The sequence below is a fragment of the Pseudoalteromonas sp. AS71 genome, assembly GCF_038900275.1.
Lineage (GTDB): Bacteria > Pseudomonadota > Gammaproteobacteria > Enterobacterales > Alteromonadaceae > Pseudoalteromonas.
The window spans coordinates 28,405-51,744 of sequence record NZ_JBBMQZ010000007.1 but is presented as its reverse complement, the minus strand read 5'-3'; the positions used below and the strand labels follow the sequence as shown (position 1 = coordinate 51,744).

Annotated in this window: 20 protein-coding genes; 4 read left to right on the top strand and 16 right to left on the bottom strand. The window is 40.0% G+C overall.

Annotation, left to right across the window (positions count from 1 at the left end; translation table 11 throughout):
• The first annotated feature begins 101 nt into the window (after positions 1–101).
• Entirely contained in the window at positions 102–2,228 is a 2,127-nt protein-coding gene (locus WNY98_RS06970) for a S8 family peptidase (RefSeq protein WP_342877486.1), read from the top strand.
• A gap of 104 nt (positions 2,229–2,332) precedes the next feature.
• Here the strand turns inward: WNY98_RS06970 and WNY98_RS06965 are convergent, their stop codons facing one another.
• The 7 genes from WNY98_RS06965 to rplU all read right to left on the bottom strand — a co-directional run bounded on the left by WNY98_RS06965 (position 2,333) and on the right by rplU (position 7,078).
• On the bottom strand, positions 2,333–2,806 hold the full coding sequence (locus tag WNY98_RS06965) for a peroxiredoxin (protein ID WP_076925047.1): 474 nt from the start codon (positions 2,804–2,806) through the stop codon (positions 2,333–2,335).
• Between the two features lie 188 nt (positions 2,807–2,994).
• Positions 2,995–3,879 (bottom strand): UTP--glucose-1-phosphate uridylyltransferase GalU, encoded by an 885-nt coding sequence (gene galU / locus WNY98_RS06960; RefSeq protein ID WP_076925046.1) that lies wholly within the window; start codon positions 3,877–3,879, stop codon positions 2,995–2,997.
• Positions 3,880–4,173: 294 nt separating this feature from the next.
• Positions 4,174–4,551 (bottom strand): DUF3718 domain-containing protein, encoded by a 378-nt coding sequence (locus WNY98_RS06955; RefSeq protein ID WP_024608314.1) that lies wholly within the window; start codon positions 4,549–4,551, stop codon positions 4,174–4,176.
• Positions 4,552–4,629: 78 nt separating this feature from the next.
• The gene (folA, locus tag WNY98_RS06950) at positions 4,630–5,121 is read right to left on the bottom strand and encodes a type 3 dihydrofolate reductase (protein WP_024608315.1); all 492 of its coding nucleotides are present in this window, start codon (positions 5,119–5,121) and stop codon (positions 4,630–4,632) included.
• Positions 5,122–5,194: 73 nt separating this feature from the next.
• Positions 5,195–6,352 (bottom strand): Obg family GTPase CgtA, encoded by a 1,158-nt coding sequence (gene cgtA / locus WNY98_RS06945; RefSeq protein ID WP_342877485.1) that lies wholly within the window; start codon positions 6,350–6,352, stop codon positions 5,195–5,197.
• A 140-nt stretch (positions 6,353–6,492) separates the two neighbouring features.
• Positions 6,493–6,750 (bottom strand): 50S ribosomal protein L27, encoded by a 258-nt coding sequence (rpmA, locus tag WNY98_RS06940; protein WP_002957747.1) that lies wholly within the window; start codon positions 6,748–6,750, stop codon positions 6,493–6,495.
• A gap of 16 nt (positions 6,751–6,766) precedes the next feature.
• Entirely contained in the window at positions 6,767–7,078 is a 312-nt protein-coding gene (gene rplU / locus WNY98_RS06935; RefSeq protein WP_002957748.1) for a 50S ribosomal protein L21, read from the bottom strand.
• 422 nt (positions 7,079–7,500) lie between these two features.
• Between rplU and ispB the strand changes: the two genes are divergently transcribed.
• The gene (gene ispB / locus WNY98_RS06930; protein WP_342877484.1) at positions 7,501–8,472 is read left to right on the top strand and encodes an octaprenyl diphosphate synthase; all 972 of its coding nucleotides are present in this window, start codon (positions 7,501–7,503) and stop codon (positions 8,470–8,472) included.
• Between the two features lie 85 nt (positions 8,473–8,557).
• Here the strand turns inward: ispB and mdh are convergent, their stop codons facing one another.
• Complete coding sequence (mdh, locus tag WNY98_RS06925) at positions 8,558–9,490, bottom strand: malate dehydrogenase (protein ID WP_342877483.1); 933 nt, start codon at positions 9,488–9,490, stop codon at positions 8,558–8,560.
• A gap of 225 nt (positions 9,491–9,715) precedes the next feature.
• On the opposite strand from mdh, the gene argR reads away from it, so the two are divergent.
• On the top strand, positions 9,716–10,183 hold the full coding sequence (argR, locus tag WNY98_RS06920) for a transcriptional regulator ArgR (protein ID WP_002957753.1): 468 nt from the start codon (positions 9,716–9,718) through the stop codon (positions 10,181–10,183).
• A 7-nt stretch (positions 10,184–10,190) separates the two neighbouring features.
• Here argR and WNY98_RS06915 read toward each other — a convergent pair whose 3' ends face one another.
• Genes WNY98_RS06915 through WNY98_RS06900 form a run of 4 tightly spaced genes read right to left on the bottom strand, consistent with a single transcriptional unit; the run spans position 10,191 to position 14,824 of the window.
• A complete protein-coding gene (locus WNY98_RS06915) occupies positions 10,191–11,090 on the bottom strand; it encodes a Dyp-type peroxidase (RefSeq protein WP_342877482.1) in 900 nt (299 codons plus the stop codon).
• Positions 11,091–11,138: 48 nt separating this feature from the next.
• Entirely contained in the window at positions 11,139–12,188 is a 1,050-nt protein-coding gene (locus WNY98_RS06910) for an ABC transporter ATP-binding protein (protein WP_342877481.1), read from the bottom strand.
• Positions 12,189–13,820 (bottom strand): iron ABC transporter permease, encoded by a 1,632-nt coding sequence (locus tag WNY98_RS06905; protein WP_342877480.1) that lies wholly within the window; start codon positions 13,818–13,820, stop codon positions 12,189–12,191.
• Positions 13,820–14,824 (bottom strand): Fe(3+) ABC transporter substrate-binding protein, encoded by a 1,005-nt coding sequence (locus tag WNY98_RS06900; RefSeq protein WP_342877479.1) that lies wholly within the window; start codon positions 14,822–14,824, stop codon positions 13,820–13,822. The genes WNY98_RS06905 and WNY98_RS06900 overlap by 1 nt, the downstream gene beginning before the upstream one ends.
• A 937-nt stretch (positions 14,825–15,761) precedes the next feature.
• On the opposite strand from WNY98_RS06900, the gene WNY98_RS06895 reads away from it, so the two are divergent.
• Entirely contained in the window at positions 15,762–16,277 is a 516-nt protein-coding gene (locus WNY98_RS06895; RefSeq protein ID WP_342877478.1) for a hypothetical protein, read from the top strand.
• Between the two features lie 10 nt (positions 16,278–16,287).
• On the opposite strand, the gene WNY98_RS06890 is transcribed toward WNY98_RS06895, so the two are convergent.
• From WNY98_RS06890 to aceE, 4 genes are all read right to left on the bottom strand, one after another.
• Positions 16,288–16,968: a tRNA-uridine aminocarboxypropyltransferase gene (locus WNY98_RS06890; RefSeq protein ID WP_024594643.1), complete on the bottom strand. Its 681-nt coding sequence runs from the start codon at positions 16,966–16,968 to the stop codon at positions 16,288–16,290.
• 136 nt (positions 16,969–17,104) lie between these two features.
• Positions 17,105–18,529 (bottom strand): dihydrolipoyl dehydrogenase, encoded by a 1,425-nt coding sequence (gene lpdA, locus WNY98_RS06885; protein WP_342877477.1) that lies wholly within the window; start codon positions 18,527–18,529, stop codon positions 17,105–17,107.
• 205 nt (positions 18,530–18,734) lie between these two features.
• Complete coding sequence (gene aceF, locus WNY98_RS06880; protein ID WP_342877476.1) at positions 18,735–20,654, bottom strand: pyruvate dehydrogenase complex dihydrolipoyllysine-residue acetyltransferase; 1,920 nt, start codon at positions 20,652–20,654, stop codon at positions 18,735–18,737.
• Positions 20,655–20,664: 10 nt separating this feature from the next.
• Positions 20,665–23,331 (bottom strand): pyruvate dehydrogenase (acetyl-transferring), homodimeric type, encoded by a 2,667-nt coding sequence (gene aceE / locus WNY98_RS06875; RefSeq protein WP_342877475.1) that lies wholly within the window; start codon positions 23,329–23,331, stop codon positions 20,665–20,667.
• Positions 23,332–23,340: the final 9 nt, after the last annotated feature.

The following is a 23,340-nucleotide window of genomic DNA, read 5'->3' as shown; positions in this document are numbered from 1 at the left end:
ATACTAAATTGATATTTTAACCAAATTAACAGATCGTTTACTTTTGTTCCCGCATCGTGATCTTAAATCACGAAATAATAAATAAAAATCTAGGGATAATTATGACAACAAGTAAAACTTTTAAAAGATGCGCAATTGCAATTACAGTTAGTACGCTTTTTGCAGCAACATCTGGCATGGCTCAATCGGTTTCAAGTTCAATGGCTGAAACATCAGCTAAGCTACAAAGCCAAGGCGGCTTTGAAACTCAGTTTATTATTAAATATAAAAATAATAACGAAATGGCGAGCCTCTCAACTGCTGACGCAAGCCCATCTAGCATGAAAAAGCGCGCACAGAGCTTTGTTAAAAACTTCGCTTCTAAAAAAGGCAAAGTAAAAGCAAAATATATTCGTGCAATGGCACTTAATAACCACCACGTAATGCGTGCTGATAAAAAATTAAGTACAGCAGAAGCGCAAGAGTTTATGCAAGAAATGGTTGATTCTGGCAATGTTGAATACATTGAAGTGGATCAAATGTTAAAGCCGTTTTCAACTCCTAACGACCCTCGCTTTGATGACCAATGGCATTACTACGAGCAAGCCGGTGGTTTAAATTTACCGACCGCTTGGGATACCGCAACGGGTAGCGGTGTAGTTGTAGCTGTACTAGATACGGGTTACCGCCCACATGCCGATTTAAATGCTAACATTTTACCGGGTTACGATATGATCTCTAACCTATCGGTAGCAAACGATGGCGGTGGTCGCGATAGCGATGCACGTGATCCGGGTGATGCTGTTGCAGCAAACGAGTGTGGTACTAACGGTGCACAAAATTCTAGCTGGCATGGTACACATGTAGCCGGCACTGTTGCTGCGGTAACCAATAACGGCGAAGGCGTGGCAGGCGTAGCTTATAATGCAAAAGTAGTGCCTGTTCGTGTGCTTGGTAAGTGTGGTGGTTTAACCTCTGATATTGCAGACGGTATTATTTGGGCATCTGGTGGGAGTGTTTCAGGCATTCCGGCAAACTCAAACCCTGCAGATGTAATTAATATGAGTTTAGGTGGCAGCGGTTCATGTAGCTCTACAACTCAAAATGCAATTAATACCGCGCGTAGTAACGGCACTGTGGTAGTTATTGCTGCAGGTAACGATAACGATAACTCGGCAAACTACAACCCAGGTAACTGTAATGGTGTAGTAAACGTAGCATCAGTAGGCCGTAATGGCGGCCGAGCTTATTACTCAAACTACGGTAGCAATATTGATGTTGCAGCACCGGGCGGCGCGCAAAGCTTTGCAAACGACTCAGAAGGTGTTTTATCAACTTACAATTCAGGTTCGTCTACACCTTCAAGCGACAGTTACGGTTATTCGCAAGGTACATCAATGGCTGCGCCTCACGTAGCAGGTGTTGCGGCACTTATTAAGCAAGCAAAACCAGATGCAACGCCTGATGAAATAGAAAGTATTTTAAAGTCGACAACCCGTTCGTTCCCTGCGACATGTACTAGCTGTGGTACGGGTATTGTTGATGCAGCCGCAGCTGTTGCAGCAGCAAGTGGCGGCACTACCCCGCCTACAGGTGGCGATAGCGAGCTTATTAATGGTGAAGCTAAAACAGGTTTAAGTGGGGCTGCGAACGTACAAGCATTTTACACGATGACAGTGCCAAGCGGTGCTACTAACGTAACATTCACTATGAGTGGTGGTACTGGTGATGCTGATTTATACGTACGTGCGGGCAGCAAACCTACAACAACTACCTATGACTGTCGCCCTTATAAAGGCGGTAATAGCGAAGAGTGTTCTATTGATAACCCTACAGCAGGAACTTACCACGTAATGCTTAACGGCTACTCTGCGTATTCAGCTGTGAGCTTAGTGGGTAATATTACTGGTGGTTCATCATCTGGTGGCGGTTCAGGTACTCCACAAGCTGGCGGCGGCACTATAAGCGATGTGACAGCCAATACTGGTCAGTGGAAACATTACACGTTAGATGTACCTGCAGGAATGAGTACGTTTACAGTAACAACGTCAGGTGGAAGTGGCGATGCAGACTTATTTGTAAAATATGGCAGCCAACCAACAACCACTACGTACGATTGTCGCCCTTATAAAAATGGCAACGCAGAAACATGTACATTTACCAATCCACAAGCAGGTACTTGGCACTTAAGCGTGAACGCTTATAGCACTTTCTCTGGTTTAACACTTAGCGGGCAGTACCAACCGTAATTTAAAGTTTAAACCGTAAATAAAAAACCGATGTTGTTTCCAACATCGGTTTTTAAATAGTAAGTAGCTGATTAATTAAAGCTAAAACCTACACTTTATTACTGTTATAACTTCTCTAGTACTGATTCTGCACGGCTTACAACAAACTCTTTGTCTTGCTCTACAAATAAACCAGTTACGACTGCATTTTCAATAATCATAGCGTAACGCGTTGAGCGTACACCACCAAAACTAGCGGTATCCTTATCAAGCCCTAACGATTTAGTGAAACTACCATCGCCATCAGCAAGCATTGCTATTTCTTGCGCGTTTTGCGAGTCGCCCCATGCTTTCATAACAAATGCATCATTAACAGATACACAGTAAATAGCATCAACACCTTTTGCTTTAATTTTATCAGCAAGAGTAATAAACTCAGGCAAATGGGCATTTGAACACGTTGGTGTAAATGCACCTGGTACTGCAAATAACACGACTTTTTTGCCTTCAAATAACTCTTTATTTGTAAGAGATTGCATACCGTCGTCAGTTAATTGCGTTAACGTAACCGATGGTAATTCTTGGCCTTGCTCAATCATGGTGGTTCCTTTAAAAGATCAATACAGAATAAGTAACAATCATACTACGTAACCTATTACAGTGTAGGTAAAGTGTAACTAACTTAGTAACTCAAGGTAGTCTAGCAAGGGTTTATAGACTGAGTTCACTACATTTTATGAAAACTATTTTAGCTTCTATAGTTTTCATAAAATTTATTGCTCTGTAGTTAAGGTAAATTCAAATCGTTTATAAAGCGAGAAAAGTCATTACCTAACTTTTTATCCCGCATGCTGTACTCTACAATTGCTTTTAAATAACCCAACTTATCTCCGCAATCGTGAGAGCGACCACTCATATGAAATGCTTCAACGGTTTCTTGCGCCATTAATGCGTCAATAGAGTCTGTAAGTTGTATTTCACCGCCAGCACCTACAGTCGTTTTTGCGAGTAGAGGCCAAATATTCTTACTCAGTACATATCGCCCTACAACAGCAAGGTTTGAAGGTGCTAAGTCTGCATCAGGTTTCTCAACCATCGCTTTAATTGCAGCACTTTTACCTGGCATTAACTCAACACCGTTTATATCAGCAATACCATATTTACTAACGTCTTCTTTAGCTACTGGCTCAAGCATTATTTGACTTGCTTGAGTTTCTTTAAAGCGTTTAATCATGGCCGCTAAGTTTTCAGTTTCTTGATCGGCAGTATAAGCATCAAGTATCACATCTGGCAGGAGCACTACAAAGTTGTCGTCACCTACTATTGGCTTAGCACACAAAATAGCATGCCCTAGCCCTTTAGCTTCACCTTGGCGAACACTCATAATAGTTACATCAGGCGGACAAATAGAGCGAATCTCATCTAATAAAGCACGTTTAACACGCTTTTCAAGAGTAGCTTCTAGCTCGTAACTTGTATCAAAATGGTTTTCGATTGCATTTTTAGAGCTGTGTGTAACTAATACAATATCTTTAATACCAGCAGACACACATTCGCTGACAATATATTGGATAAGTGGTTTATCGACTATAGGGAGCATTTCTTTTGGAATAGCTTTTGTCATAGGGAGCATTCTTGTCCCTAAGCCAGCCACTGGAATTACAGCTTTCATATCTATCCTTAGTGATTAAGTTTGTAAATAAACTAGCAGATACAAAATAGATACCAGCTGAATAAAGTTACCTCTTTTGAAGAAGTAAATTTGAAGCTGCTTTTAAAGTGAAGACTCTACACTTTGGGAATATAAAATAGATAGGTAAATAGTGAACTTATTAATAATTTTGTTAGGAAGTGAGATTAGATTAGCTAAGAGAAATAAGTCTAGGTTTGTTATTAATAACAAACCTAGACCAATCAATTTTTCAACAATACTTATTCGAAGTAGAGCTGTAAAATCTATTTATGATTAAAGACCAGCGCGATCTTTAATTACTGCAATAAGTGGTGAGCTGGCAAAGTTGCCTTCAGCCCAAGCAATGTCGGCACCATCTGTTAAAGCACTTTTTGATAAGTTTTTAACTATATACTCACCTGTATCTACTGCATTACTCGCAACGGCATGACGTAGTAAGTTATTACCATTACATTGTACTGCATCGTAGATATTACGAATTTTTACGCGAGAGCTTTTAAGCTTACTACGTAATCGGTTTTTATCATCAGCAGCAATGTACTCACAAATAGATACCGCTAATTGATCTTCAGCATTTGCTGGTGCTGTATACGACAACGAACTTACAGCGACAACAGCAGTAAGTGCAACTAGCTTTGGTAATTTAAACATGACAAACCCTTTATAATACTTTATTCTTACATAGACTATCGAATATTATATCAATCTATCAAAAATTACGCAATAATGTTAATGTTCTTTATATAAAGTTACGAATTTATAACTAGATTTGTTCTTATCATCTGGAAGGTTTTCTTGCTCTTCTTTTATATTCCAATTTGCGATTTTGTTGTAATCAGGAAACTGCGTATCGCCATTAACATCTAAATTAATAAAAGTTAAATACAAGCGATCTGCTTTCGGTAAAAATTGCTCATAAATATTGCCACCACCAATAATCATCACTTCTTCTACATCACAAACTAGATTTAATGCATCCTCTGGGGTGGTTACAGTTTCAATACCCTCTGCAGAATATTCGCTGTTTCGAGTAATAATAATATTACGACGCCCAGGTAAAGGACGGCCTATTGACTCAAAAGTTTTACGACCCATGATCACAGGTTTACCCGTAGTTACTTTTTTAAAATGCTGAAGATCCGCTGGTAAATGCCATGGCATTTTATTATCTAGGCCAATTACACGGTTATTTGCCATTGCTGCAATCATTGAAATTATCATAATAAACACCTAGTACTTTATTCTTAAACAAAGAAAAAGGAGCATAAGCTCCTTTTTAATAAATTCTATTTAATTAACGCTCGTAGACTACTTCTACGTCGTAATCATCTTCATCCCAGTCGTCCCAATCATCATCATTGCCCTTACCTTTAGTGGCTTTTTCATGATAGGTATCCCACTTGAATTCAACTTCTTCATCTTCAACTTGTACAAACTTCTCTTTAGGCATGCTATCGAGAAGCGTCATTATGTTGTGGATTAAAGGTTGAGTATTAAGTTTATTAATTGCTGAGATGTGATAAATATTTTCACTTTCGCCCAGTTCTTCTGCAATCGCTTCGCATAGCGCTTTTGCTTCGTCTTCTGGTAATAAATCTATTTTATTAAACACTAACCAGCGTGGCTTTTCAGCTAATTTAGGGCTGTATTGGTGTAGCTCGTTAATAATCGAGAATGCATTATCAACAGGGTTTGAACCATCTACCGGCATTACATCAATAATGTGTAATAACACACGACAACGCTCTAAATGCTTCAAGAAGCGAATACCAAGGCCTGCACCATCAGATGCACCTTCAATTAGACCTGGAATATCGGCTATAACAAACGATTTATTTGCTTCAGGACGTACCACACCTAAATTAGGAATAAGCGTCGTGAATGGGTAATCAGCTACTTTTGGTCTCGCTGCAGATACACTGCGGATAAACGTAGATTTACCTGCATTTGGTAATCCGAGTAAGCCTACATCAGCTAATAATAGTAACTCTAATTTTAAGTTACGTACTTCACCAGGTGTGCCCAATGTTTTTTGACGAGGTGCACGGTTAGTACTTGATTTAAAACGTGCATTCCCCAAGCCGTGGAAACCACCTTTTGCAACCAAAATTCGTTGACCATGTTGAGTTAAGTCGCCAAGTCCCTCTTGGGTATCAACATCCATGATGCGTGTGCCTACAGGCACCATAACAAATAAGTCGTCGGCTTTTCGGCCTGTACAGTTACGGCTACGACCGTTAGTCCCACGTTCAGCCCTATGGAAACGCTCAAACTGATAATCAATTAGGGTATTTAAGTTTTCATCAGCTTGTAGATAAACACTACCACCGTCTCCACCGTCACCGCCGTCTGGTCCACCATCTGGAACATATTTTTCACGACGGAAAGACACGATGCCGCTGCCACCGTCTCCAGCTTCTGCGCGAATTTCTACTTCATCTACAAACTTCATGATTACTCACTTTAGGGATTGGCTTGTTTAATAACTCTATTATATACCCAAGCCAACACAAATGCAGGCTTGGGTATATATTTTGACTGACTACAAAACAAAAAACCCCGCAAAGGCGGGGTTTTTAACTACCTTACTGATTACTCAGTTACGATAGTTACGTATTTACGGTTTAAAGGACCTTTTTGTTCAAACTGAACTTTACCATCTGCTTTTGCGAAGATAGTGTGATCTTTACCGATACCTACGTTAGTACCAGGGTGGAAACGAGTTCCACGCTGACGAACAATGATGCTACCCGCTAGAACTGATTCGCCACCAAAACGCTTAACACCTAGGCGTTTGCTTTCTGAATCGCGACCGTTACGAGTACTACCAGCTGCTTTTTTATGTGCCATTTCTAAGTACCTCTAATTAAGCGCTAATGCTAGTGATTTTAACTTCAGTGAACCATTGACGATGGCCCATTTGCTTACGAGAATGCTTACGGCGTCTAAATTTAACAACCTTAATCTTCTCACCGCGACCATGTGAAACAACCTCAGCTGTTATCTTGCCACCGTTTACGAACGGTACACCGATCTCGATTTTCTCACCATCAGCAACTAAAAGTACTGAATCAAATTCTACTGCCGCACCAGTTTCAACGTCTAATTTTTCAAGACGAATCGTTTGACCTTCAGTCACACGATGCTGTTTACCACCACTTTGGAAAACCGCGTACATAATTAACTCCGTCTGTGCACCCTCAAATCGGCGCAACTAAAATATTCTTCGATAGGGCGCGAAGTTTACGCTAACGCGAAATAACTAGCAAGCCTATTTTGTAATTAAAATGAATAAAAAGTAGCTGCTTTGAGAGCAATTCAATATTTACCCCATTTTATATTAATTAGCCCTTTTGCCAAGCGCTTTTTAACTCTTAGTCGAAATAAATTAATGTACTCAAATATGACCCTCACAGCTTAATATCTAAGCACACCACAAACTGTATATTGATTATCAATTAATCAGTTATCTTGGCCAATTCAGTCTAAATTAAGTACTTTAATAGTGTTTTTTCAATCAATCGTCACAAAATATCGAGCTAGTGCATTTTTTGTTGTACAATCTGCGCCGTTCACACATAAAAATTGGCTCGGAGATCAATGGATATAAAAGCTATCCAGGCGTTAATCGAAAGCGATATGAATGACGTCAATCAACTTATACATGCGCAAATGCGCTCAGATGTGGCGTTAGTTAATCAGCTTGGTTTATATATAGTTAGCAGTGGCGGCAAACGCGTTCGTCCAATGCTGGCGATTTTAGCAGCCAAGGCGCTCGGTTATCAGGGTAAAGATCACATAACACTTGCAACAATTGTTGAGTTTATTCATACAGCAACGCTATTGCATGATGATGTTGTAGATGAATCAAACTTACGACGTGGCACGCCTACAGCAAATGCTGAATTTGGTAATGCTGCTAGCGTATTGGTTGGTGACTTTATTTACACTCGTTCATTTCAGCTTATGGTTGGCCTTGGCAAAATGCAGGTTATGCAAGTACTTGCCGATGCAACAAACATTATTGCTGAAGGTGAAGTATTGCAGTTAATGAACTGCAACGACCCAGATACGACCGAAGCCAGTTATATGCAGGTTATTTACTCTAAAACAGCTAAGTTGTTTGAAGCAGCGACAGGGCTTGCTGCCATTATTACTGAGCAAGACCAAAGTACTCTCGATGCACTAAACCTGTACGGTATGCATTTAGGTACTGCATTTCAGCTAGTAGATGATGTACTTGATTACAATGCAGATGCTGAGCAGTTGGGTAAAAACATTGGTGATGATTTAGCTGAAGGCAAACCAACCCTTCCGCTTATTTATGCCATGCAACATGGTAGCGAGCAGCAAACACAGCTTATTCGTGATGCAATAGAGCACAGTAATGGTATGGAGTATTTAGAAGAAATTTTATCGGCACTAAAGCAAACTAATGCGCTTGAATTTACAATGCAAAAAGCTGAGCTTGAAGCTGACAAAGCTATTGCGTGTTTAGACTTTTTAGCTGAGTCTGACTATAAGCAAGCACTTATAAGCCTTGCACGTATTGCGGTTGACCGCGACCACTAGTTTTAACTAGTTACACAGTGTGAAATTAATTCTGAGCAATAAAAAAGCCTGCAAATGCAGGCTTTTTTGTTGCTTAAATTGGCTATTACGCCATGAAATCAACACCTTCTTTGATGTCTTTTTTCAGTGTTTCAAGCATGTCATTTTTTGCTTTTGTTTCAAATGCGCTTAGTTCGCCGTAAGAAAGAATTTCTTCTACGCCGTTTTTACCTAAACGTACTGGATGAGCAAAGTACTCTGCATCGCCATTTTCAATAGCAACATAAGCGTAATCTACCACTTCTTCACCCTGTAGGCCTTTAACTAAAGACATACAAAAACGAGCAGCAGCTGCGCCCATTGATAATGTAGCTGAACCGCCACCGGCTTTAGCATTTACAACTTCAGTACCCGCATTTTGGATACGTGGAGTAAGTGCAGCAACTTCTTCATCAGTGAAAGAAACACCTTCAACTTGAGAAAGTAGAGGAAGAATAGTTGTGCCTGAGTGACCGCCAATTACTGGTACTTTAACAGTTGCTACGTCTACGCCTTTAAGTTCAGCAACAAATGCTTCTGAACGAATAACGTCAAGCGTAGTAATACCGAATACGCGTTTAGCGTCGTAAGTACCTGCTTTTTTGAATACTTCAGCAACAATTGGAACTGTGCCATTTACTGGGTTAGTAATAATACCTACTAACGCTTTAGGACAGCTAGCAACAATGCCTTCTGCTAAAGTTTTGATGATGCCAGCATTTACATTAAATAAATCAGCACGATCCATACCTGGTTTACGTGGCATACCCGCTGGGATAAGAACGATATCAGAGCCTTCAAGCGCTTTGTTTAATTCGTCTGCGCCAAAGCCTGCTACTTTAACATCTGTTGGGATGTGAGAAAGGTCAACCGCAACACCTGGTACTACTGGTGCAACATCATAAAGTGATAATTCAGAGCCAGCTGGTAAGCCTGTTTTTAATAATAAAGATAACGCTTGGCCGATACCGCCTGCAGCACCTAATACAGCAACTTTCATTGGAATTCTCCGTAATTTGAGGTAGGAAACATTTGTGGCTCTTAAGATAATGAAATTAGCGACTAAAAACAAATTTATCCTGTCTATTTCAAGTATATTTTCGACCATAGTCGTAAACTTTTGTGATTTAACGCATCAAACTGGCAAGTTAACTAAACAACTGCTGCATAATTATTCATTTTTGTGTAGAATTTGCAGCATAAATAACAAAAACGAATAAAGACTATGCAACCACAAGATAAACAAGAAGCACTGGTAAAAGCATTTAAATCACTATTAAAAGAAGAAAATTTTGGATCTCAAGGCGAAATAGTTGATGCGTTAAAAGATCAAGGCTTTGACAATATAAGCCAAAGTAAAGTATCACGCATGTTAAGTAAATTTGGCGCTGTACGCACACGTAATGCCAAGCAAGAAATGGTTTACTGCTTACCTGCTGAAATGGGTGTACCTACGGCTAAAAGCCCATTACGCCAATTAGTAATCGACATTATGCACAACGAAATGATGATCATCATTCGTACCAGTCCAGGTGCTGCTCAGCTTATTGCGCGTTTATTAGATTCATTAGGTAAAGCAGATGGCGTACTAGGAACAATTGCAGGCGACGATACTATTTTTATCGCTCCTGCTAAAATATCTGAAATAGATGTAACACTTGAACGTGTTCGCATTTTATTTGATACGGTTTAATAGCAAACTAAATTTGTTTTAAAAACCCGACTGAAGGCGCAAAGAAAGCAGAACCCATATCGGCTTGAGTAAAATCAAGCCAGTGGTCGTAACAATCCCCTTCCCCTAAACGACTATTAAGTACTTTTTCAAATGCGGTACCCGTACAAGCGCATGTAATTGATAACATTCCCTGCTCATACACATCGCCATAAGGCATGCTCTGATTTAATAGTAGCGATTGTCCGTCTTCGTCTTTTAGCTCACTTCGCGAAGCATGGCTGGTTTCAATTGCGGGGGTAATTAGTGTGTTATCAAGGCGCGTACGCCCCATTATTTGTTCTTGCTCGCTCAATGATAAGTGCTGCCACATAGTTAAGTCATGCTTATAACGCTGTACATGAATATAACTTCCCTGATCTTCAAAATTACCAGGGTTACTAATTAAAGCCGTAGCGCGCTTTTTTCTTCCATGAGCTGTATCGCCACCATAAATAAAACCATTAAAATCACGACCATCTAAAAAGCGAAAATTACGAATTTGCTCCACCAGCTCAACATCGGGGGCAAATAATTTTAAAACTTGCAGCGCAAATAAATGGTTAACGTCTTCACGGTCAGAGCGAATTTGTACAAATAAATCGCACGGTTGTACGCTCATTTGATGATCGCTATGGTTTATATTAGGAAAGCTCTGTAATTCGCTTGGGATGTATTCAGGGAGGATATGCGGCCAATATTGCGCACCGATAGCAACCATACAAGAGAGCATTGATTCTGAAAATTGATCGCTAAACTCTTCTTCAATGGCGCTTACTTGTTTTAACTTTGCGCGAAGTGATTCATCTTGACCATCAAACACATTAAAAAATAAGTGCAAACCGTGTAAGTTTGCTTCAGCACAAATCCCTGATTGCGCTTGCGCCATTGTTATTCCTTAGTTTTACAGATAAAAACACAGCGAATAACAAATTAATTACGATTCGAAAAAATTCACCGTGTGAGGTTTTATTTTTATTATAACCTGCTCATTATTTTCAAATGACTGGCCATATTGTGCAGCAACTTCAATTTCTTGTTCATCAATAACAACCGAATAAACATACGCCGAACCAATAAAGCGACGACTTATGATTGTAGCTCGCTTGCTGAATTTGTCACTTTGGTTATCTGCCACTAATTCTATTTGATGGGGGCGTACATATATAAGCCCGACGCTTACGTTATGTTTACTCTCAACATAAGATTCGACTAAACCAAATGGTGTTTTATATTCAGTTGCTGTTAATGCTTCTGCACTCAAGTATATGCCTTGACCCAGAAACTCTGCAACCTCCTTTGAACATGGAGCTGCAAAAAGCTGCTCAGGCGTGCCTTGTTGCTCAATTTTACCGCGATGCATAATGGCAAGTGTATCTGAAAAGGCAAATGCCTCTTCTTTTGAATGTGTAACAAATACAGCAGATACTCGAGTTGCCTTAATAATTCGACGTATATCAGCAATTAATTCAAAGCGTACTTGTGTGTCGATATTTGAAAAGGGCTCATCAAGTAGCAATAAACTAGGCTTATAAGCTAATGCACGAGCAATAGCTACACGCTGCTGTTGACCACCCGATAACTGGTGTGGAAACCTGTCAGCACAGCCAATTAAATGTACAAGCTTAAGCATTTCATCAACGCGTTGCTGCTTTTGAGCTTTACTCATTTTACTAAGCCCAAATGCGATATTATTTGCCACCGTTAAATGCGGAAACAGCGCATAATCTTGAAACATCATGCCGATGTTACGGTGCTCAGGCGAGACAAACGATTGCTCATCACTCACTAATTTACCGTCTATAAAAATAGACCCTTGCTTAGCTTCAATTAAACCTGCAATCGCTTTTAACGTGGTCGTTTTGCCACACCCACTCGCTCCAAGTAGACAAACAATTTCATCTTTACCCACCGTTAAATCTAAATCGTGGATAACCTTTGTGCCGTTATAGTGATAGCTCACGCCTTGTAAAATTAAACTACTCATTTAACTACGCTGCTCCATAGAACGATTAATAAAATACAAAGGAATAAACCCAACAATAACAATAAATAAAGCCGATATTGAAGCAAGCTCTAATTGCTCGTCACTCACATACTGAAATACATGAGTAGCTAAGCTTTCAAAATTAAACGGTCTGAGCAATAGCGCAGCCGGCAACTCTTTCATACACTCAATAAATACCAATAACGCAGCAGTAAGCAATCCTCTTCGCAGTAAAGGTAAGTGCACTAAACGCAGCGTTTGCCCTTGGCTTTTACCCATTGATTGGCTTGCCATATCAAGTGATGGGCTAATACGTAAAAAACTCGACTCAATTGCTCCGTGTGCAATGGCGTAAAACCTAACAATGTAAGCAATAATAATAGTAAGAATGCTACCTGTAAGCAGTAAGCCAATATCTAAATTATACGGCTCGAGCGCTGTGTTAATGGTGTTCTCTAATAATGTAAGGGGTAACAAAACCGCAATAGCGAGTACCGTGCCAGGCAACGCATAGCCTGTGCTTGCTAAACGCCCAGGAACAAGCGGATACGTTTGCTTTGCCACACGCTGATAAAAAACAACAAAAATACTCAACGTAATCGTTATTAGGCTCACAACCCCTGCCACTTTTAAACTTTGCCAAGCGTAACTAAAAAACTCTACATTCCATGCTTTATCAAAGTAGGTAATGGCGTAATTTATAAGTACTGCAATAGGAATTACAAACGCGATAAGTAAAATAAAGCTGCAAAAGGCCGTTGATAGCCAAGCTGACTTTCCTTTTAATACATAGAGAGATTCACTATTTACGCTTGATTGGCGCTCAAATACCGCTTGATTACGACGACTAAAGCGCTCTGCCATTAATGCTAAAAATAACAGTAATAACATCACACCCGATATTTTAGCGGCCGCTGTAAGTGAGTAATAACCAAACCACGTATCGTATACGGCGGTTGTTAATGTACTCACGGCAAAATAACTCACTGTTGCAAAGTCAGCCATGGTTTCCATGCTAATAAGCGCAAGAGCCGCCACAATAGCCCCACGAGAGAGCACTAAGCTTACTTTAAAAAAGCTTTGCCAAGGAGATAACCCCATTAACTGGCTAGCTTGCACTAATTTGAATGACTGCTCGCGAAGGGCCGTTTTAAAAATTAAAAATAAATACGGGTAAAGAACCAAGGCAAGCATAACGATGGCACCGGGCAGTGTACGTATATCAAAAAACCAATAGTCATTAGGCGATTGCCAGCCAAACCATTCTCTCAGTGCTATTTGCACCGGGCCCGCATAATCTAATAAATCAGTGTATACATAGGCAATAATATAGGTGGGCATAGCAAGGGGCAGCATAAGAGCCCATTCAAACTGTTTTTTACCCGGGAAACTACAGTAAGCCGTTAGCCACCCAAGTGGCAAAGCTATGGCGCAGCTAAGGACGCAAACACCTAAAACAAGCAATACGGTATTAGTTATGTAATCCCAAAGCACGGTATCCCACAGGTGAGAAAACACCTCAGAGCTACCTTGTAGAGATTCAAAAAGAAGAAAAAACAACGGGGCCGATAGAATTAAGCCTGTCGACCACGCAAAGAGCTGCCATTTAGACAGCTTAAATTTATTAGTCATTAAAGATCGAACTTCACCTCATCAATTAGCTTAAGTGCTAACGGACGATACTTACTAATCTCATCAAGTGGCAAGCTGTCTTCTTTAAAGCTACCCCAAGAGGCAACCAAACTTGATAGTTCAACACCCGACTTAACTGGATACTCCATATTTAACGAGGCATACATGTTTTGTGCTTTGCTATCGGTCATATACTCGATGAGCTTTAATGCATTTTCAGGGTTTTTAGCATATTTGGTAATAACCGCACCCGAAACATTTATGTGTGAGCCACGATTAGTTTGATTCGGAAAGTTAATATTTACGGCCTCAGCCCAACCTTTTTGCTCTTTATCTTCTAGCATTTTGCCAAGATAGTAACTATTGCCTAATGCTAAGTTACATAAACCTTCTTTAACGGCTTTAACTTGAGCACGATCGTTACCTTGAGGTTTGCGTGCTAAATTAGCCTTAACACCTTCAAGCCACTCTTTGGTTTGCGCTTCACCGTGGTGTGCAATCATAGAAGCCACTAAACCTAAGTTATATGGATGTTTGCCAGATCGCGTACAAATTTGTCCTTTGTATTTAGGATCTGCTAAATCTTCATAAGTGAGTTCAGGTAACGCACCAACTCGCTCTTTTGATGAATAGACATTACGCACTCGCTTAGTAAGCGCGACCCATTGGCCATCACCGTCACGAAAAGCTGCAGGCACGTTACTATTTACACCGTCACTTTTTATAGTTTGTGTTAATTTTAAATCTTCTAATTGAATAAGCGCACTAAAATTAGAGGTTAATACTAAATCGGCTTTACTGTGTTTACCTTCACGTTTAACACGCTCAATTAACCCTTTTTTAGCAAAAACTACATTGGTTTTTATTCCCGTTTGTTTTGTAAAATCTTCTAAAATTGGCTGAATCAAAAACGGCTGACGAAAAGAATAGATATTAACAACGTCACTTGCAAAGGCTGGTGCCGATGCTGCTAATCCCAAAACAAGTGTAAATACTGTCTTCATTATTTCACCTAAATAATTGTTATTATCATCGAATTCTACCGCGCTCATTCAAAAAGTGCACACTTTAAATAAATGTAAATATGTAAATAACGCCCAAAAAGGAAATGCCGTGTAAGAGATGTCTCACGGATGTGACAGCTAATGAGTAAAAATCAAGATAAAAACATACAAAAACACACTTAACCACCTGTATTAAAAGAGCTTTTATATTATTACTATTGCATAAATACTAATTGAATGTAGTTTTATCCCTATTTTGGTTGCTCTATTGCACTATAATTTACGCATCAACCAAGCAATGATGCTTATTGAGTAAAAGGAAATGGATTGCTTACTCAACCAACCAATGATTAGGTTACCAGGACAACACGGATTTTAGGACAGGCTCAGGATGAGTATCACAACGCAATGTTGTAAAAAGGATAGCGTCAGGAAGATGCGAAAAGGATAACAACGCGGCTAAGTTGTTTAACAGGATGTTGAAGGAATAAATGGACAGGCCTTCAAGGCAACACAATGGATTGGTTAAAATAGGGATACACTAGGAAGTGTAATTTAGGATTTGGTAATAGTATTTACCCTACAGGATGTTCAGGAATTTAAGGATACAGGCCCGGATGGTCTACATTACATAGAACTAAAAAGTAATATAGTAATAAACATGGATTAGTGAAAATTGGAGTTGATTAAGTTCAATTGCAGGATGCAGAAAATTAGAAGATTCCGCAAGCGCGCCTAGAAATAGAGCGCGCTTTTCTTTGTCTAAAATTTAGGTTTAGTAAAGACCCAAGCAACTATCACTAATTTTTACTGGGTAATACCGCATTCCAGCCATTCAATATTAATACCACCAAATACTTCATTAATATTTTAAACTTCGCTAAGTTTTTTATTAATTGCGCCGATAACTAAATAACGCATAAATTAAAAATACTCAATGGATATGAATTTTAAAACACCTCAAAGCAATACCTTTTTATATAAAGTATCAGACACAAGTACAGCAAAACCAATTGGTATTTTTACTGCCCAAACTCCCAGCGTAAATCCATATAAAGCTTTATTTAACCCTAAAGGTTATAACTTTTTTAATATGCCAATGAGTGAGTTTAAAAACATACTTAACGTAATTATCCAGTTAGAAGGCGATATTTCTATTAGTAAATGGGGGGAAGGTGCCCGACCTGATGAATTTAGTTATCAGCTTAATAGAATATCGAATGCTATAGCAACTACTCAATTTAATGGCAGAATAGACATTAGCGGTTACTTTTTAAAACGAGTTGAGGAAGCAAAGGATATGATTGGTGAAGACTGCATCTCATTTATTCAGGTGCACAACAATATAAGCCAACTGTACAACACTGTTTTACAATTAACATCTGAAGAAGGCTTCAGAGCAATTCAAAATAAAGCACTTGCTCACTTAAAAAATCAGCAAGCATTTGCTTAACTTCGTAAAATTAACCTTCTAGCGGTCGGCCTTTATTGCGCTTACCCAATAAATACGCATCACGAAACTTAATAAAATGCTGCTCTAATTTTGTCGATGCATCCATTTCGCCCGCAAGTGCTAATACCATAATAGCCACTTCAGCAGTGCCTAGTTGATGCGCATGAGGGGCTACACGTAATCGGTAATCAGATAGTTTATCAGCAGTAACAGAAAGTACAGGCAAGTTATCTAAATAAGGGCTTTTGCGAATCATTTTTTTAGCTTCGCGCCACGTACCATCTAAGAATATAAATAGCGGCTTTTTACCTGATTCAATACTCACTTCTGTAATGGCTCTGCCCTCTTCTACATCTTCAGCAGGAAAGACGACCATAGGCTGATACTGCGAATCATTTATTAAAGCTAAAAGAGCGGGGTTAGGATCTGTTCTATCCCATCTAAATGCGTGGTTATCTGGCACTATTTCAGCAATTAAACGCCCTGTATTAGAAGGTTTAAAGCTTTCATTATGATACATCAGTAAGCACACAGCGGCCTTACAATCTGCATGCTCAACACCTTTGCAAATACAGTAGTGCTTAGCAATCAGGCATTGTTCACAGCGATCTAATTTACCGCCTCGAGCATTAAACTCTCGACGAGATTCACTTATTTGTTGAGCGCGTAATGCTAAAACTGAGTTTTTCACTGTATTTACCTTCAATTAATTAAGCGCGCATTGTAACGACTTCTTGTTATTTAATCTTATATTTATCTAAGTTAAAAATAGACATAAAAAAACCCAACCGAAGTTGGGTTTTTTAAGCAAATACTAAGAAGTTAAATTACTTCTTTTTAGCTGCTTTTTTGTTTGGTAAATCAGTGATTGAACCTTCAAAAATTTCAGCTGCAAGGCCGATTGATTCATTCAATGTTGGGTGAGCATGAATTGTAAGCGCTAAGTCTTCACCATCAGCACCCATTTCAATACCTAAACCGATTTCGCCAAGCATTTCGCCCGCGTTAATACCGATCATAGCACCACCGATTATACGGCCACTTTCTTTATCAAAGATAAGTTTAGTAGAACCTTCAGTACGAGCAGATGCAATTGCACGACCAGATGCTGCCCACGGGAATACCGCAGTTTCAACTTTTAAGCCTTGCTCTTTTGCTTCTTTCTCAGTAACACCTACCCAAGCGATTTCTGGGTCTGTGTACGCTATTGAAGGAATACATTTAGGGTCGAAGAAATGCTTCTGACCAGAAATAACTTCTGCAGCAACATGACCTTCATGAACCGCTTTATGCGCAAGCATAGGCTGTCCAACTAAGTCACCAATTGCAAAAATATGGCTTACGTTAGTACGTAATTGCTTATCAACATTAATAAAGCCACGCTCATCAACGTTTACGCCCGCTTTTTCAGCATCAAGTAAGTTACCGTTTGGAGTACGGCCAACTGCAACAAGTACTTTATCGTAACGTACTGGTTCTGCTGGTGCGTTTTTACCTTCAAACGTTACGTATAAGCCGTCTTCTTTAGCTTCAACACCAACAACTTTAGTTGAAAGCATTACGTTGAATTTTTTGCTTACGTATTTTTGGTAAATTTTGATAATGTCTTTATCAGCTGCTGGTACTAATTGATCAGCAAATTCTACAACATCAATTGCAGAACCTAGCGCACGGTAAACCGTACCCATTTCAAGACCGATAATACCACCACCAAGTACAAGTAGCTTTTCTGGTACGTCTTTAAGTTCTAGCGCGCCAGTTGAATCAATTACACGGTCATCTTCTGGGATGAAAGGTAAGTTAACTGGTTTAGAACCTGCTGCAATAATCGCGTTATCAAACGTGATAGTTGTAGCGTCTTTCTCGCCTTCAACTACTAAAGTATTGCTGCCAGTAAATTTGCCGTAACCATACACAACTTTTACTTTACGCATTTTAGCCATTCCGTCTAGTCCGCCAGTTAACTGGCCAACGACAGAATCTTTCCAAGAGCGTACTTGGTCAAGATCGATCTTTGGTGCGCCAAAAGTAACACCGTGAGATGACATTTCAGCTGCGTCATCAATCACTTTAGCTACGTGTAAAAGTGCTTTTGAAGGGATACAACCAACATTAAGACATACACCGCCTAATGTTCCACGAGATTCTACTAATGTAACTTCTAAGCCCAAGTCAGCAGCACGGAAAGCCGCAGAATAACCACCAGGACCACCGCCTAGTATAACAACTTGAGTTTTTAATTCGTTGCTCATGCTTTTACCTTAATTGTTTGAACGGGACACTGCCCTAAAATTTAACTGCCGTGTTTCTGCAAGGCAGAAATTCAGAGCAGCGCATAAAGTGATGCAATATGTACAAAGATTGTATCATTGCAAATGCTAAAAATCCCAGCTAAAAACAACTGGCTGGGATTTGATTCAATTTATTTAATTACGTACACCAATTTCATTAAATTGGTTACATCACTAACTGACGAATATCGCTCATGTAGCTCGCTAACGTCACAGTAAAGCGTGCAGCTAATGCTCCGTCAATTACCCTATGATCGTATGACATAGAAAGTGGAACCATTAACTTCGGTTCAAATTCTTTACCATTCCATTTAGGTTTCATTTCAGATTTAGACACACCTAAAATAGCAACTTCTGGCGCATTAACAATCGGCGTAAATGCCGTTCCGCCAATACCGCCAAGGCTAGAAATAGTAAAACAACCACCTTGCATATCAGACGATGTAAGCTTACCGTCACGTGCTTTAACAGATACTTCCATTAATTCGCGTGATAGTTCAATAATGCCTTTTTTATCAACATCTTTAAACACTGGTACAACTAAACCGTTTGGCGTATCAACTGCAACACCAATGTTAATGTACTTTTTAAGGATTAAGCTTTCGCCGTCTGCAGAAAGCGATGAGTTGAATTTTGGAAATTCAGCAAGTGCTTTTGCAGCTGCTTTCATTACAAACACAAGTGGTGTAATTTTAACACCCAGCTTTTTCTTCTCGCTAAGCACATTTTGCTCTTTACGGAATACTTCAAGGCTTGTGATATCAGCTTCGTCAAACTGTGTAACATGCGGGATTTGTACCCAGTTACGGTGTAAATTTTTGCCTGATAGCTTTTGAATACGAGACAGCTTTTGCTCTTCAATTTCGCCAAATTTAGCAAAATCAACTTTAGGCCATGGAATAAGACCAAGCTCGCTACCACCAGCACGACTACCTGCTGATAATTGACCAGATTCAACTTGCTTAACTAGATTTTTAACATAGTTTTGCACGTCTTCTTTAACTATACGGGCTTTACGACCAGTGCCTTTAACGTTAGCTAGGTTAATACCAAACTCACGCGCTAAACGGCGAACAACAGGTGATGCATGAGCATACGCGCTGTTTTCTGTGAAGCTTTCATTACTTGCTTTTACAGGTGCTGCTTGAGCCGGTGCCGACTCAGTTTTAGCCGCTGCTGCAGGTGCTGATTTTTCAGCTGGTGCTGATGCTGCTGCCGGCGCGCTGCCTGCAACTTCAAATACAAAAATTAATGAGCCTGTCGATACTTTATCGCCAGCAGCTACTTTAATTTCTTTAACTGTACCTGCAAATGGAGCTGGTACTTCCATTGCCGCTTTGTCGCCTTCAACGTTTAAGATTGATTGATCTTCTTCAACCGTATCGCCAACTGCAACCATAATTTCAGTTACTTCAACTTCATCACCACCAATATCTGGCACATTAACTTCTTTAGTGCTTGGTGCTGAACTTGCTGTTGAACTCTCAGCTGGCGCTTCTACAGGAGCAGACTCTTTAGCCGGTGCTGCAGATTCACTTCCTGCTACTTCAAAAACAAACACTAATGAGCCAGTTTTAACTGTATCGCCAGCGGCTACTTTAATTTCTTTAACTGTACCGGCAAATGGAGCAGGTACTTCCATTGCAGCTTTGTCGCCTTCAACGTTTAAGATAGATTGCTCTTCTTCAACGGTGTCGCCAACAGCAACCATGATTTCAGTTACTTCAACTTCATCATCGCCAATATCTGGTACGGTTACTTCTTTAGTTGAAGAACCTGTAGAAGCAGCAGGTGCTGCCTCTTCAGATTTAGCTGGAGCAGCGGCTGGCGCAGTATCTTCACCAGTGCTTTCACTCTCGCCTTCAAACAAAAATACTAAAGAGCCCGTTGTAACGGTGTCGCCAACGTTTACTTTAATCTCTTTCACTGTACCCGCTTGAGAAGCAGGTATTTCCATTGATGCTTTGTCGCCTTCAACATTTAATAATGATTGGTCAACATCTACTTTGTCGCCAACGCTTACTAATATTTCGGTTACTTCTACTTCGTCGTCACCAATATCAGGTACTTTAATTTCAATACTCATTGCAAACCTCTTATGCGTACAGTGGGTTAAGTTTGTTAGTGTCGATGTTGAACTTTTTAAGTGCTTCAACAACTACTGACTTCTCAACTTCACCGCGTTTAGCAAGTTCAGATAACGTAGCAACTACAACATAGCCCGCGTTAACTTCAAAGTGACGACGTAGGTTTTCACGGCTATCAGAACGACCGTAACCATCTGTGCCTAACACTTTGTAGTTGCTGCTTGGAATGAATGAACGCGCTTGTTCTGCGTAGTTTTTCATGTAATCCGTTGCTGCAACAGTCACAGAGTCGTTTAACATGCTTGTGATGAATGCTGTTTTTTGCTCGCCTTCAGGGTTAAGCATGTTGAAACGTTCAACATCTTGACCTTCACGCGTTAATTCGTTGAAAGACGTTACAGAGAACACGTCAGACGCAATGCCATACTCTTCACTTAAAATCGCAGCGGCTTTACGTACTTCAGTCATAATAGTACCTGAGCTTAATAGCTGTACGTTGGCTTTTTTACCTTCGTAACTTTCAAGCTTGTAAATACCTTTACGAATACCTTCTTCAGCGCCTTCTGGCATAGCTGGCTGATGGTAGTTCTCGTTCATAAGCGTTAGGTAGTAGTAAATATTTTCTTGGTCATCACCGTACATACGACGAATACCGTCTTGTACAATAACCGCTACTTCAAACGCGTAAGTTGGGTCATATGAAATACAGTTAGGAACGGTATTAGCAAGAATATGACTGTGACCATCTTCGTGTTGTAAGCCTTCACCATTTAGTGTTGTACGACCCGCTGTAGCACCTAATAAGAAACCACGTGCTTGTTGATCGCCCGCCATCCAAGCCATGTCACCAACGCGTTGGAAACCAAACATAGAGTAGTAAATGTAGAATGGGATCATTGGTAAATCGTTAGTGCTGTATGAAGTTGCAGCAGCAACCCATGACGACATTGCACCTAACTCATTAATACCTTCTTGGAGCACTTGCCCTGATACAGTTTCTTTATAGTAAGAAACAATATCACGATCCTGTGGCGTATAATTTTGACCATGCGGGTTATAAATACCGATTTGACGGAATAAACCTTCCATACCAAATGTACGCGCTTCATCGGCAATAATTGGTACGATGTTTTTACCAATGCCTTTATCTTTTAATAAGATATTAAGTGCACGAACAAAGCCCATAGTGGTAGAAATATCACGTTTTTGCTCTTCAAGTAGCGGCTTAAATGCCTCTACTTCTGGCAACGCTAATTTTTCACTAAAACGTGGTATACGCTTAGGTGTATAACCTTTAAGTTCATCACGACGAGCATGTAGGTATTTATACTCAGGTGAACCTTCTTCAAGCTCTAAGTAAGGAAGTTCTTTTAACTGTTCTTCAGATACTAAATCGTCAAGACCAAGGCGTGAACGTAAATGTGCAACATGCGACATGTCCATTTTTTTCACTTGGTGCGCAATATTTTTACCTTCAGCTGCTTCACCCATGCCGTAACCTTTTACAGTTTTAGCTAGAATTACAGTTGGACGGCCTTTAGTGTCTTCTGCTTTTTTAAATGCAGCAAATAATTTTGATGACTCATGACCACCACGCTTAAGCGCGAAAATTTCATCATCTGTCATGTCAGCAACAAGTGCTGCTGTTTCTGGGTAACGACCAAAGAAGTTTTCACGTACGTACGCGCCATCTTTAGCTTTATATGTTTGGTAATCGCCATCAACAGTTTCGTTCATTAACTGTAGTAATTTACCCGTTGTATCTTTAGCTAGAAGAATATCCCAGCCGCTGCCCCACACTAGTTTAATTACGTTCCAGCCAGCGCCTTTAAACAAGCCTTCTAGCTCTTGAATAATTTTACCATTACCCATAACTGGGCCGTCTAAACGCTGTAAGTTACAGTTAACTAAGTAACACAGGTTATCTAGTTTTTCACGTGCAGCAAAAGAAATAGCACCGCGTGATTCTGGCTCATCCATTTCACCATCACCTAAAAACGCGTATACACGTTGGTTTTTAGTGTCTTTTAAGCCACGACCATCTAAGTATTTTAAGAAGCGAGCTTGGTAAATAGACGAAATAGGACCTAAGCCCATTGATACCGTAGGGAACTGCCAAAATTCAGGCATTAACTTAGGATGTGGGTACGATGGTAAGCCTTCACCATCAACTTCTTGGCGGAAGTTATCTAGCTGTGCAGCCGATAAACGACCTTCAACAAACGCACGTGCATAAATACCAGGAGAAATATGACCTTGGTAATAAACTAAGTCACCACCGTCTACATCATTTGGCGCTTTAAAGAAGTGGTTAAAACACACTTCATAAAATGCAGCAGATGATTGGTAAGACGCCATATGGCCGCCTAAGTCGAGATCTTTTTTAGATGCACGTAGAACGATCATAATCGCGTTCCAACGTATAATTGAACGAATACGACGCTCAAGATTTACATCACCCGGGTAAGCAGGTTCTTGATCTACAGGAATAGTATTAACGTAGTTCGTGGTAATACCCGTTGGCATATCAACGCCATCTAAACGGGCTTGCTCTAATACTTGCTCAAGTAAAAACTGAGCTCGTTCAACACCTTCTTCGCGCACAACTGATTCAAGAGCTTGTAACCACTCTTGTGTTTCTAGCGCGTCTACGTCAATTTTATTGACTTCAGACATATGGAGGTT

Coding starts and splice junctions, on each gene's coding strand:
- WNY98_RS06970 (WP_342877486.1), top strand. CDS start 102: ATGACAACAAGTAAAACTTTTAAAAGATGCGCAATTGCAATTACAGTT.
- WNY98_RS06965 (WP_076925047.1), bottom strand. CDS start 2,806: ATGATTGAGCAAGGCCAAGAATTACCATCGGTTACGTTAACGCAATTA.
- galU (WP_076925046.1), bottom strand. CDS start 3,879: ATGAAAGCTGTAATTCCAGTGGCTGGCTTAGGGACAAGAATGCTCCCT.
- WNY98_RS06955 (WP_024608314.1), bottom strand. CDS start 4,551: ATGTTTAAATTACCAAAGCTAGTTGCACTTACTGCTGTTGTCGCTGTA.
- folA (WP_024608315.1), bottom strand. CDS start 5,121: ATGATAATTTCAATGATTGCAGCAATGGCAAATAACCGTGTAATTGGC.
- cgtA (WP_342877485.1), bottom strand. CDS start 6,352: ATGAAGTTTGTAGATGAAGTAGAAATTCGCGCAGAAGCTGGAGACGGT.
- rpmA (WP_002957747.1), bottom strand. CDS start 6,750: ATGGCACATAAAAAAGCAGCTGGTAGTACTCGTAACGGTCGCGATTCA.
- rplU (WP_002957748.1), bottom strand. CDS start 7,078: ATGTACGCGGTTTTCCAAAGTGGTGGTAAACAGCATCGTGTGACTGAA.
- ispB (WP_342877484.1), top strand. CDS start 7,501: ATGGATATAAAAGCTATCCAGGCGTTAATCGAAAGCGATATGAATGAC.
- mdh (WP_342877483.1), bottom strand. CDS start 9,490: ATGAAAGTTGCTGTATTAGGTGCTGCAGGCGGTATCGGCCAAGCGTTA.
- argR (WP_002957753.1), top strand. CDS start 9,716: ATGCAACCACAAGATAAACAAGAAGCACTGGTAAAAGCATTTAAATCA.
- WNY98_RS06915 (WP_342877482.1), bottom strand. CDS start 11,090: ATGGCGCAAGCGCAATCAGGGATTTGTGCTGAAGCAAACTTACACGGT.
- WNY98_RS06910 (WP_342877481.1), bottom strand. CDS start 12,188: ATGAGTAGTTTAATTTTACAAGGCGTGAGCTATCACTATAACGGCACA.
- WNY98_RS06905 (WP_342877480.1), bottom strand. CDS start 13,820: ATGACTAATAAATTTAAGCTGTCTAAATGGCAGCTCTTTGCGTGGTCG.
- WNY98_RS06900 (WP_342877479.1), bottom strand. CDS start 14,824: ATGAAGACAGTATTTACACTTGTTTTGGGATTAGCAGCATCGGCACCA.
- WNY98_RS06895 (WP_342877478.1), top strand. CDS start 15,762: ATGGATATGAATTTTAAAACACCTCAAAGCAATACCTTTTTATATAAA.
- lpdA (WP_342877477.1), bottom strand. CDS start 18,529: ATGAGCAACGAATTAAAAACTCAAGTTGTTATACTAGGCGGTGGTCCT.
- aceF (WP_342877476.1), bottom strand. CDS start 20,654: ATGAGTATTGAAATTAAAGTACCTGATATTGGTGACGACGAAGTAGAA.
- aceE (WP_342877475.1), bottom strand. CDS start 23,331: ATGTCTGAAGTCAATAAAATTGACGTAGACGCGCTAGAAACACAAGAG.